Source organism: Streptomyces sp. NBC_00005 (assembly GCF_045160215.1).
Classification (GTDB): Bacteria; Actinomycetota; Actinomycetes; order Streptomycetales; family Streptomycetaceae; genus Streptomyces.
In genome coordinates this window covers 7,911,523-7,922,988 of the sequence record NZ_CP108316.1, presented here as the reverse complement: position 1 = coordinate 7,922,988, position 11,466 = coordinate 7,911,523, and the positions used below count along the sequence as shown (strand labels likewise).

The following is an 11,466-nucleotide window of genomic DNA, read 5'->3' as shown; positions in this document are numbered from 1 at the left end:
CTTCCCCGTGGTGCGGCTTCTTATCTTTGCTCGACGAGTGGGGTGAGGACCTGGGCCTGTCGTGCCTGCGGGATGTGCGGTTGCTGCTGGTCGAGTCCGAAGGTGGTGAAGGCCGTGCGGGTGGGCAGGGGGTAGGTCTCTTTTCCGGTCAGGGAGTTGAGGATGGTGGCGCTGCGCCAGGCGGCGAGGCCGAGGTCGGGGGTGCCGACTCCGTGGGTGTGGCGTTCGGCGTTCTGTACGTAGACGTGGCAGTTGGAGCCGCTGATGGCGGGGTCGAGGGCGAGGCGGAACTGTTCGTCGATGCGGGGGCGGTCGCGGCTGTCTCGGCGCAGGTAGGGGTCGAGGCCGGCGAGGATGCGGTCGAGGGGGCGTTCGCGGTAGCCGGTGGCGAGGACCACGGCGTCGGTGGTGAGGCGGGAGCGGGTGTTTTGCTGCGGGTGTTCCAGGTGGAGTTCGACCTTGGTGGTGGCGAGGCGGCCTGCGGTGCGGACGCGGACGCCGGGGGTGAGGACGACGTCGGGCCAGCCGCCGTGCAGGGTGCGGCCGTAGAGCTCGTCGTGGATGGCGGCGATGGTGTCGGCGTCGATGCCTTTGTGGAGTTGCCACTGGGTGGTGACGAGGCGGTCGCGGACGCCTTCGGGGAGGGCGTGGAAGTAGCGGGTGTAGTCGGGGGTGAAGTGTTCGAGGCCGAGCTTGGAGTACTCCATGGGGGCGAAGGCTTCGGTGCGGCCGAGCCAGTGGAGTTTTTCGCGGCCGGTGGGGCGGGCGCGGAGCAGGTCGAGGAAGATTTCGGCGCCTGATTGTCCCGAGCCGATGACGGTGACGTGTTCGGCGGCGAGGAGGGTGTCGCGGTGGGCGAGGTAGTCGGCGGCGTGGACGACGGGCACGCCGGGGGCTTCGACGAGGGGTTTGAGGGGTTCGGGGACGTGGGGTTGGGTGCCGATGCCGAGGACGATGTTCCTGGTGTAGGTGCGGCCGAGGGCTTCGGCTTCTCCGTCGGTGTCGAGTTGGGTGAAGTCGACTTCGAAGAGGTCGCGTTCGGGGTTCCAGCGGACGGCGTCGACCTGGTGGCCGAAGTGGAGTCCGGGGAGGTTGCCTGCGACCCAGCGGCAGTAGGCGTCGTATTCGGTGCGCTGGATGTGGAAGCGCTCGGCGAAGTAGAAGGGGAAGAGGCGGTCCTGGGCCTTGAGGTGGTTGAGGAAGGTCCAGGGGCTGGCGGGGTCGGCGAGGGTCACCAGGTCGGCGAGGAAGGGGACTTGGATGCGGGCGCCGTCGATGAGGAGGCCGGGGTGCCAGCCGAAGGTGGGGCGCTGTTCGTAGAAGGCGGTGTCGAGTTCGGCGAGGGGGTGGGCGAGGGCGGCGAGGGAGAGGTTGAAGGGGCCGATGCCGATGCCGACGAGGTCGCGGGGTGCGTCGGGCTCGTGGTGTGGGGGGTGGGGGTGGGGGGTGGTGCTCATCGGGGGGTGTTTCCTTCCACGGTTTCTTCGACGGCTTTGAGGAGGGCGGCCAGGTCGTCGGTGCGGGTGTCGGGGTTGAGCAGGGTGGCCTTGAGCCAGAGGCGGCCGTCGAGGCGGGCGCGGCCGAGGACGGCGCGGCCTTGGTGGAGGAGGTTTCGGCGTACGGCTGCGACGGCGTCGTCGGTGGTGTGTGCGGGCCGGAACAGGACGGTGCTGATGGTGGGCCGGTCGTGGAGTTCGAAGCCGGGATGGTCGTGGACGAGGGCGGCGAACTCGCGGGCGCGGTCGCAGACTTGGTCGACGAGGGCGCTAAGGCCGGTGCGGCCGAGGGTTTTGAGGGTGACGGCGATCTTGAGGGCGTCGGGGCGGCGGGTGGTGCGCAGGGAGCGGCCGAGGAGGTCGGGGAGGCCGGCTTCGGTGTCGTCGTCGGCGTTGAGGTAGTCGGCGTGCTGGTGGAGGGCGGTGAGGTCGTGGGGGTCGCGTACGGCGAGGAGGCCTGCGGCGATGGGCTGCCAGCCGAGTTTGTGCAGGTCGAGGGTGATGGTGTGGGCGCGGTCCAGGCCGGTGAGCTGTGCGCGGTGGTGGTCGCTGAAGAGGAGGCCTCCGCCGTAGGCGGCGTCGATGTGCAGTCGGGCGTGGTGGGCGCTGCTGAGGGCGGCGATCTCGGGGAGGGGGTCGATGAGTCCTGCGTCGGTGGTGCCGGCGGTGGCAGCTACGACGACGGAGCCGTGGGGGCCGGGGAGGGCGGTGAGGGCCTCGTCGAGGGCGGCGGGGTCGAGGGTGCCGGTGGGGGTGGGGATGATCACGGGGTCGGGCAGGCCGAGGAGCCAGGCGGCGCGGGGCAGTGAGTGGTGGGCGTTGGCGCCGCAGACGAGGCGGAGGCCGGCGCCGTGTGTCTCGCGGGCCAGGAGCAGGGCGAGTTGGTTGGATTCGGTGCCGCCGGTGGTGACGAGGGCGTCGGCGGCGCCTGCTTCTTTGGCCAGGGCGCGGGTGAGGAGGGCTTCGATTTCGGAGGCGGCCGGGGCCTGGTCCCAGGAGTCCAGGGATGGGTTGAGGACACTGGCGGCGAGGTCGGCGGCGGTGGCGACGGCCAGGGGCGGGCAGTGCAGGTGGGCGGCGCACAGCGGGTCGGCGGGGTCGGCGGCGCCTTCGGCGAGGGCCTGCACGAGGATGCGCAGGGCGTCGGGGTCGCCGTGCTGCGGCAGTACGTCGCCGACGGCGGCCCGCACGCGTGCGGTCACGGTGTCGGGGCCGCCGGCGGGCAGGGGTCCCCCGCGTGCGTGGGCGCCCTGGGTGAGGGCGTCGAGCACGGTGTCGAGCAACGGCCGCAGGGCGCGCGGGCCTTGGGGGCCCGAGGCGAGGCTCGGTGTGCTCATGGAGTTCCTCCCGGGCGCGCAGGCAGAGGGAGTTCCAGCTTGTACGCGGATGCGTGCGCGTGCCCGAAAAGTTCAACGATCGGACCCGAAAGTGGGTACGTGGTCCTGCGGGGCTTGAGCCGAAGGGGGCGGTGTTCGTGGTGGTGGTAGTGGTGGCGCCGGTGGTGGGGGTGTCGTCTGGGGGCTGCCGCCGCCAGGCCCTCGCTTCGGCCTGAACGGACTCGTCCTCGAACGCCGGACGGGCTGAAGTGCCCGCCCGGCGTCTATCGGCGTCCTACGCCTCCCTGACTCGCAACGCGCGTGCCAGGTCGTCGAGTTGGTCGACCAGTTTGCGGCGCAGGGAGGGGATCGGGTCGGCGTCGCTCAGGCAGGTTTCGCCCAGGCGGTGTGTCTCTTCGTCGACTGCGTACGCCGGGAAGGCCCAGCGGCCGGCGGCCTCGGCGATGGCGGGGCCGCGGCGGGCGGCGACGGCGACCGCTTCCTGGTAGTAGCGCGGCACGTACTCGCGTACCAGGTCGGCCTGTTCGGGCTGCCAGAAGCCCTGGGCGGTGGCGATGAAGAGGTAGTTGGACAGGTCGGTCTGCTCGTCGCCCCCGAACATGGCTTGCCAGGCTTTGGCCTTGGCCTGTTCGTCGGGCAGGGCGGCGCGGCAGCGGGCGGCGCCTTCCTGGCCGGTGGCGGAGGGGTCGCGGTCGAGTTCGGCGGCGATGGCGGCCTCGTCGGCCTCGCCGAGGACGGCGAGGCGGCCCAGGACGCGCCAGCGCAGCTCGGGGTCGAGTTCGGGGCCGCCGGGGACGGTGCCGTCGGCGAGCCAGGCGGCGATGGTGTCGGGGTGGGCGGCGACGTCGATGAAGTGGCGTACGGCGATCAGGCGCAGGCCGGGGTGGTCGCCGTCCTCGGTGCGGCGGATGAGGTCGCGGCACAGGTCGGTGAGGGTGGCGAGGGCGGCGGGGCGCTGCTCGGGGGTGAGGTAGCGGTCGGTGACCTGCGCGGCGGCGAAGGCGAGGACGCCTTGGACGAGGGCGAGGTCGGTCTCGTGCGGGAGGTGGGCGCGGGCGGCCTCGAGGTAGGCGGTGGGCGGGAGTTCGCCGTCGCGGACGGAGTCGCGCAGAGCGTTCCAGACGACCGCGCGGGTGAGGGGTTCGGGCAGTCCGGACAGGCCGGTGCGGACGGCGTCGAGGGATTCGGCGTCGAAGCGGATCTTGGCGTAGGTGAAGTCGCCGTCGTTGAGGAGGACGAGGGCGGGGCGGGGGCCGGCGGCGCTGATGCCGATGTTGCCGGTGGCGGGGAGGTCCGCCTCCAGGCGGTCGCGCAGGGTCAGCAGGCGGGCGTCGTGGAGGTCGTGGTCGTAGACGCCGATGGTGATGCGGTGCGGGCGCCTGCCGCCGGGTGATTCGAGGGTGGTGAGGTGGGTGAGGCCGTGGCGGTTGTGGGCCGGGTCGGGCTTGGACCGCAGTCCGGCGCCGCGCTCGTGCCGGATGTCGAGGTGCCAGTTTCCGTCCTCGGCGCGGACCTCGGGTGTGAGGGTGTCGACGCCGGTGGTGCGCAGCCAGGCGTCGGCCCAGGCGTGTACGTCGCGTTCGGTGGCGGAGGCGAGGGAGTCGATGAAGTCGGCGAGGGTGGCGTTGGCGAACTTGTGGCGGGCGAAGTGGGTGTTGATGCCGGCGAGGAAGTCCTTCTCGCCGAGCCAGGCCACGAGTTGGCGTAGTGCGGAGGCGCCCTTGGCGTAGGAGATGCCGTCGAAGTTGAGGAGGGCGGAGGCCGTGTCGTCGACGTTCTCGGGGGCTACGGGGTGGGTGGACGGCCGTTGGTCGGCGTCGTAGCCCCAGGGCTTTCGGGTGACTCCGAAGTCGGTCCAGGTGTCGGTGAAGCGGGTCGCCTCGGTGAGGGTCTGGTAGCCCATGTATTCGGCGAAGGACTCGTTCAGCCAGATGTCGTCCCACCAGCGCAGGGTGACGAGGTCGCCGAACCACATGTGGGCCATTTCGTGGGCGATGACCATGGCGCGGGTCTGTCGCTCGGTGTCGGTGACGGCGGAGCGGTAGACGAACTCGTCGCGGAAGGTGACCAGGCCCGGGTTCTCCATGGCGCCGGCGTTGAACTCGGGGACGAACGCCTGGTCGTAGGAGTCGAAGGGGTAGGGCTCCTCGAACTTCTCGTGGTAGCGGTCGTAGCACTGCTTGGTGATCTCGAAGAGTTCGTCGGCGTCCGCGTCCAGGTAGGGGGCCAGGGAGCGGCGGCAGTGGAGGCCGAAGGGCAGGTCGCGGTGTTCGGTGTGCACGGAGTGCCAGGGGCCGGCGGCGACGGCGACGAGGTAGGTGGAGATCAGGGGGGTGGGGGCGGCCTGCCAGCGGCCGTCGCCGAGGTGTTCGGTGGTGCTGTTGGCGAGGACCCTCCAGCCTTCGGGGGCGGTGACGGTCAGGTCGAAGACGGCCTTGAGGTCGGGCTGGTCGAAGGCGGCGAAGACGCGCTGGACGTCCTCCATGAACAGCTGGGTGTAGAGGTAGGTCTCGCCGTCGGTGGGGTCGGTGAAGCGGTGCATGCCCTCGCCGGTGCGGGAGTAGCGCATGCTCGCGTCGATGCGCAGCTCGTGCTCGCCGGCGGTGAGGTTCTTCAGGGGCAGCCGGTTCCCGTCCAGGGTCTCCGGGGCGATGGGCTGTCCGTCGAGGGTGGCGGAGCGCAGCTCGGCGGGCTTGAGCTCGACGAAGGTGTGCGCGTCCGTGCCGGCGGTGAAGCGGATGACGGTGCGGGAGTCGAAGGTCTCGTCGCCGGTGGTCAGATCGAGGTCGATCGTGTAGCGGTGGACGTCGAGGAGCTTGGCACGGGTCTGCGCTTCGTCGCGCGTCAATACGGACATGCAGGCAATGCTGCCCGATGGCACTGACAAGGCACAGGGGCGGATCGGTACGCGCCTTATGTCCGGCCCCCTTCGAGCTCCCCGTTGCGCGCCTGGTTGGCGCGCTGGAGTGGGACGCGGGCGTCGGGGTGGGGCAGGGCGGATGTGCGGGGTGTGGGCCCGTCTGCCTCGGTGTGGTCCTTGACCAGGGCGCGCAGGTCGCGGACCTGCCGCTGCAGGTCGAGGTGGCGGCGGTGGGCGTCGTAGAGGTAGCGGACCTTGGTGCGCAGGGCCCAGGGGTCGATGGGTTTCATGACGAGGTCGGCGACGCCGAGTCCGAAGGCCGCGGAGGTCAGTACGTGGTCCGGGCCGAAGCCGGTGAGCAGGATGACCGGGATGTGCTGGGTCTGCTCGACGCGGCGCATGTAGCGGACGACGTCCAGGCCGCTGACGCCGGGCATACGGACGTCGAGCAGCAGGAGGCCGACCTGTCCGCGGAGCACCTGTTTGAGGGCCTCGTCGCCGCTGGTGGCGCGGCCCAGCAGATAGCCCAGGGGAGCGAGGGCGCTCTCCAGGGCGTACAGGGTGTCCTCGTGGTCGTCGACGATGAGGATCTTGGCATCCGGCATGGCCCGTCGTCCCTCCCGCGTGGACAACCAGCTGATGTCCGAGGTGCTGACGGGCAGTGCCCGTCAGCTGACAAGGAGTGCACAGCGCAGCATGCCCTCTGCGGGCCCTCCTGTCACGCCCTCTGCAGCCTTCTCCGGGGTCAATTCGCCGTTTTTGTGGAGCCGTTGACTGCGTCTTCCGCGATGCGTTCGTGGTGGCGGATCACTTCGGCGATGATGAAGTTCAGGAACTTCTCGGCGAATGCCGGGTCCAGTTTGGCGCTTTCGGCGAGGGCGCGCAGGCGCTCGATCTGGCGGGCCTCGCGGGCCGGGTCGGCGGGCGGCAGCCGGTGTGCGGCCTTGAGGTGGCCGACCTGCTGGGTGGCCTTGAAGCGTTCGGCGAGCATGTGGATGACGGCCGCGTCGATGTTGTCGATGCTGTCGCGCAGCCGGGCGAGTTCCTCGCGGACGGCGGGATCGACGTCGCGAGTGCCGGTGTTGCTGGTGGTCATGGGCGTCCACCCTACGTGGCGTGCGGGCGTTCGATCATCGGTGGATCGTCGGGGTCGGGGACTTGGTTGCTCCAGCCGCCGGGGACGGTGCGGTACTGCTGGGCGCGGAAGCGGACGGGGGGCATGCCGACGCGGCGGGTGAACAGGCGGGAGAAGTAGGCCGGATCGTCGTAGCCGACGCGGCGGGCGACGGCGGCGACGGGCAGTTCGGTGGCGGCGAGGAGTTCCTTGGCGCGCCCCAGGCGGATGCCGAGCAGGTAGTCCTTGGGGCTGCAGCCGGCGCCGCGGCGGACGGCGGTGCGCAGTTCGGCGGGGGTCATGCCGTGCCGGGTGGCGTGGTCGGCGACCGACAGGGGCAGGCAGGCGTCGCGGGCGAGGGCCTTGAGGACGGGGTCGCCGTCGGGGGCGAGGTCGGCTCTGGCGCGGCGCAGGGCGACGAGGAGTTCGTGGACGGCGGCGCCGGTCTCCACCTCCAGGAGGGGGTTGCCGCGGCGGGCGGCGCGGGCGATGCGTCCGATCACGCCGCGCGGGTCCGTGGTGTCCGAGAGGGGGACGACGGGGCGGTCCGGCTCTATGTAGCCGAGTTCGGTGTACGGGGTGGTGGCGGGCCCGGCGAAGGCGACGAACCCCTCGTCCCAGCCGCCGTCGGCGTCGGCTCCGTAGTGGTGCGGCACGCCGGGGGTGAGCCACAGGAGTGCGGGTGCGGTGATGGTCGTACGGCGGCCGTCGGGGGCCTCGTACCAGCCGCCGCCCGCGTTGATGACGACGGCGACGTGGTGGTCGAGGGTGCGGGGGCCGACGGTGGGCAGTGGGCCGTACTGCAGGCCGACGCCGAGGCAGACGAGGCCGAGCCGGTGGTGGGCCGGTCCGGGCGTGAAGAACCGCATCCAGGTGTGGTACATCCGCGCTCCTTCCACCGCCGCTTCGGCCTGCGTCCCGGTCCGGTGTCTCGCGCCGGTGTCCGGGTCCGGTGTTTCGGTCCAAGTAGCGGTGATCTTTGTCCATGGACGTGGTCGCCGCCAGGGGGTGAGGGTGGGGCACATGAACGAGTTCGGGGTCGGGGACACGGATTTCCTGCTGGACGGGCGGCCGGTGCGGCTGCTGTCCGGTGCGCTGCACTACTTCCGGGTGCACGAGGCGCACTGGGGGCACCGGCTGGCGATGCTGCGGGCGATGGGCCTCAACTGCGTGGAGACGTACGTCCCGTGGAACCTGCACGAGCCGCGGCCGGGTCGGTTCGAGGACGTGCAGGCCCTGGGGCGTTTCCTGGACGCGGCCCGGGAGGCGGGGCTGTGGGCGATCGTGCGGCCGGGGCCGTACATCTGCGCCGAGTGGGAGAACGGCGGCCTGCCGCACTGGCTGACGGGCGAGCTGGGCACGCGCGTGCGTACCCGCGACGAGCGGTACCTGGGGCATGTGCGGCGCTGGTTCCAGCGTCTGCTGCACGAGGTGGTGCCCCGGCAGATCGACCGCGGCGGTCCGGTGATCATGGTGCAGGTCGAGAACGAGTACGGCAGCTACGGCTCGGACGCCGAGTACCTGCGCGGCCTCGTCGACCTGCTGCGCGCTGAGGGCGTCACGGTGCCGCTGTGCACGTCGGACGGCCCGGAGGACCACATGCTCAGCGGCGGTTCGATCCCCGGTGTGCTCGCCACGGTGAACTTCGGCTCCCACGCGCGCGAGGGCTTCGAGACGCTGCGCAGGCACCGCCCCGAGGGGCCGCTGATGTGCATGGAGTTCTGGTGCGGCTGGTTCGACCACTGGGGCGGCGAGCACGTCACCCGCGATGCCGATGACGCCGCGGCCGCCCTGCGCGAGATCCTGGAGTGCGGGGCCTCGGTCAACCTCTACATGGCGCACGGTGGCACCAACTTCGCCGGCTGGGCGGGCGCCAACAGGGGCGGCGGCGCCCTGCACGAGGGCCCGTTGGAGCCCGACGTGACGTCGTACGACTACGACGCCCCGATCGACGAGTTCGGACATCCGACGGAGAAGTTCTGGCGTCTGCGTGAGGTCTTCGCCCAGTACGCCGGGGAGCCGCTGCCCGAACCGCCGCCCGCACCCGCGCGGTTGGGCGCGCCGGCCGACGCGGCCTTGACCGAGTGGGCGCCCCTGGACGTCGTACTGGACGCACGGGGTGGCCCGGAGACCTCGGCTCCCGTGCCGCCCACCTTCGAGGAACTGGACGTGGACCGGGGGCTCGTGCGGTACGCGGTGACGGTGCCGGGTCCGCGGCAGCCGTATCCGCTGATCGCGCGCGGTCTGCGGGACCTGGCCGTGGTCCATGTCGACGGTGAGCGGGCCGGTGTGCTCACCGAGGGCGACGAGCAGCTCAAGAAGCCCGTCGCCGGGCACGCGCGCGTGGAGCTGTGGGTGGAGTCCCTGGGGCGCGTCAACTACGGGCCGACCAGTGGCGAGCCCAAGGGCATCACCGGTGGCCTGCTGCACGAGCGGCAGTATCTGCACGATGTCCGCGCGCGTGGGCTGCGCCTGGACGCGCTGGACGACATCGGGGACGTCCCGTTGCGGCGGCTTCCCGGTGACGGTGCCCCGGGGCTGTTCCGGGGCACCGTCACGGTGCGGGGCGCCGGGGACGCGCGGCTCGAACTGCCGGGCTGGACCCGCGGGTTCGTGTGGGTCAACGGCTTCAACCTGGGCCGCTACTGGTCCGCGGGCCCGCAGCACGCGCTGTACGTGCCCGGCCCGGTGCTGCGCGAGGGCGAGAACGAGGTGTGGCTGCTGGAGTTCGAGGAGTCGGGGCCGACCGGATCGGGGGCCGTCGTCCTGCGAACCGTCTGACCCTCTAGAGGGCGGCAGCCGCCCGGGCTATGTCCCCCGCGAAGGTGCTGACCTGGCTGTAGATACCGGGCACGCCCGGGCGGGCACAACCGTCGCCCCAGCTGACGATGCCGACCTGTATCCAGCGGCCGGCGTCGTCCTTGCGGAACATGGGGCCGCCGGAGTCGCCCTGGCAGGTGTCGACCCCGCCCTGCGGGTAACCGGCGCACAGCTCGTCCTTGGGGACCAGCCGGTTGCCGTAGTGCCACTTGCACTGGCTGTCGGGGACGTAGGGGACGGTGGCCTTGAGGAGCTTGGTCGAGCCGGTGCCGCCGTCCTCCTTGGTGTCGCCCCAGCCGGCGATGGTGAAGACGCCCCTGTTGTAGCGCGTGCTGGTGGCGATCTTCAGGGTGGGCAGATCGATGGGGTGGGCGAGCTTGATCAGCGCCCAGTCCTTGCCCTCGCCGTTGTAGCCGGGGGCCTGCTTGACCTTGGTCGACCTCACCTTGATCGCGGAGGAAGAGTTGAGGTCGGTGACACCGGCGGTGGCGGTGATACGGGTGTTGCTGCCGGAGCCGTCCACACAGTGGGCGGCGGTCAGCACCACGTCCTTCTTGTAGAGCGCGCCGCCGCAGCCCATGGAGAGATGCACCATGAACGGGAACTCGCTCTGCGCGGCGGGCGTTCCTCCGACGACGGGCACGGGAGCGGCCTGCGCGGCGACGGGTTCGAGGCTTGCGACGGCGAGGGCGACGGCAGCAGCGGCCGCCGCGCGCTTCGCCGAGGTCAAGCCGCGTCTGGAGATGGTTCGGGTCAACGGACGTCCTTTCGTGGGGGGTTCGGCGGCCCGCAGTATGAAGATCAAGAGGCGCGCATGACAAGGACGGAGGTCACGCCCGGGCCAGGGAACCCGGCCAGGGAAAATCCGCTCACCTCCCCGTAGAGTGGAATCGGGTGCAGGGCGTCTTGGGGGTTCAGGCGTGGCGAACGGCGGACCGGTCGAGCACGGCTACCCACACCTGGAGACGGTGCGGGCCGCCATCACCGCGCTCTACAGACGGTTGTCGTACGACACGATCCAGACGTTCTCGAGCAGCGTGGCGCCCGCCGACGTGGCCTTCGCCGACACGGACGACCTGTATCTGGGCGCGCAGCGGGTGGCCCGCGAACTGGTCCGCCACTACCACCTCCCGGACGCCCGCATGATCGTCGGCTTCCGCGAGATGGAGCACGCGGCGAACGTCGAACTCGCCGCGGGCCCCGAGTACTTCATCGAACTGAACGACCGCTTCCGCACCCACCGCCGCGACATCGGCGCCGCTCTGGCCCACGAGGTCATGCACGTCTATCTGCACCGCCTGGACCTGGCCTTCCCCGGCACCCGCGACAACGAGATCCTCACGGACACGGCGACGACGTACCTGGGGGCGGGCTGGCTGCTGCTGGACGCCTACCGGGAGGACTCGGCGTCCTCCCAGAAGCTCGGCTATCTGACCCCCGAGGAATTCGGCTACGTCCTGGCGAAACGCGCGCTGGTCTTCAACGAGGACCCCGCCATCTGGTTCACCAGCCCCCAGGCCTACGAGGCCTACAACCGGGGCATGGCCCAGGCCCGCCACGACGAGCAACAGCCCCCTCTGACGGCGGCCGGCTGGGCAGGCCGCCGCCGCTACGCCCGCGACCGCCGCCACGCCCAGAACACCCACACCCAGGCGGGAGCGTCCCGTCCGGAGGTCCCGTACACCTTCACCCCCGACGGCCGAGGCCCTCTCAGGGTGTCGTTCCCCTGCCCCACCTGCCATCAGCGCATCAGAGTGCCGGTACGGGGGCGCGTCCGCGCGCGGTGTGCGTTGTGCAGGACGGTGCTGGAGTGCGATACGTAGGGCGGGGCACCCGGCG

General features: G+C 71.3%; 9 protein-coding genes. 2 read left to right on the top strand and 7 right to left on the bottom strand.

The window, feature by feature from the left end; all coding sequences use genetic code 11:
* Positions 1–20 precede the first annotated feature (20 nt).
* From OG303_RS36290 to OG303_RS36265, 6 genes are all read right to left on the bottom strand, one after another.
* Complete coding sequence (locus tag OG303_RS36290) at positions 21–1,457, bottom strand: lysine N(6)-hydroxylase/L-ornithine N(5)-oxygenase family protein (protein WP_405873822.1); 1,437 nt, start codon at positions 1,455–1,457, stop codon at positions 21–23.
* On the bottom strand, positions 1,454–2,833 hold the full coding sequence (locus OG303_RS36285; RefSeq protein WP_405873821.1) for a pyridoxal phosphate-dependent decarboxylase family protein: 1,380 nt from the start codon (positions 2,831–2,833) through the stop codon (positions 1,454–1,456). The genes OG303_RS36290 and OG303_RS36285 overlap by 4 nt, the downstream gene beginning before the upstream one ends.
* A gap of 274 nt (positions 2,834–3,107) precedes the next feature.
* Positions 3,108–5,690, bottom strand: a complete 2,583-nt coding sequence (pepN, locus tag OG303_RS36280; protein ID WP_405873820.1) for an aminopeptidase N — start codon at positions 5,688–5,690, stop codon at positions 3,108–3,110.
* 56 nt (positions 5,691–5,746) lie between these two features.
* Positions 5,747–6,298 carry a two-component system response regulator gene (locus OG303_RS36275; RefSeq protein WP_405873819.1) on the bottom strand — a complete coding sequence of 184 codons (552 nt, stop codon included), beginning with the start codon at positions 6,296–6,298 and terminating at the stop codon, positions 5,747–5,749.
* Positions 6,299–6,438: 140 nt separating this feature from the next.
* Positions 6,439–6,789: a chorismate mutase gene (locus tag OG303_RS36270; protein WP_405873818.1), complete on the bottom strand. Its 351-nt coding sequence runs from the start codon at positions 6,787–6,789 to the stop codon at positions 6,439–6,441.
* A gap of 11 nt (positions 6,790–6,800) precedes the next feature.
* Positions 6,801–7,691: a helix-turn-helix domain-containing protein gene (locus tag OG303_RS36265; protein ID WP_405873817.1), complete on the bottom strand. Its 891-nt coding sequence runs from the start codon at positions 7,689–7,691 to the stop codon at positions 6,801–6,803.
* A gap of 139 nt (positions 7,692–7,830) precedes the next feature.
* Between OG303_RS36265 and OG303_RS36260 the strand changes: the two genes are divergently transcribed.
* Entirely contained in the window at positions 7,831–9,588 is a 1,758-nt protein-coding gene (locus tag OG303_RS36260) for a glycoside hydrolase family 35 protein (RefSeq protein ID WP_405873815.1), read from the top strand.
* Between the two features lie 4 nt (positions 9,589–9,592).
* Here the strand turns inward: OG303_RS36260 and OG303_RS36255 are convergent, their stop codons facing one another.
* A complete protein-coding gene (locus OG303_RS36255) occupies positions 9,593–10,384 on the bottom strand; it encodes a S1 family peptidase (RefSeq protein WP_405873813.1) in 792 nt (263 codons plus the stop codon).
* Between the two features lie 163 nt (positions 10,385–10,547).
* Here OG303_RS36255 and OG303_RS36250 point away from each other — a divergent pair, with 163 nt between their 5' ends.
* Positions 10,548–11,450: a hypothetical protein gene (locus OG303_RS36250; protein WP_405873812.1), complete on the top strand. Its 903-nt coding sequence runs from the start codon at positions 10,548–10,550 to the stop codon at positions 11,448–11,450.
* Positions 11,451–11,466 lie beyond the last annotated feature (16 nt).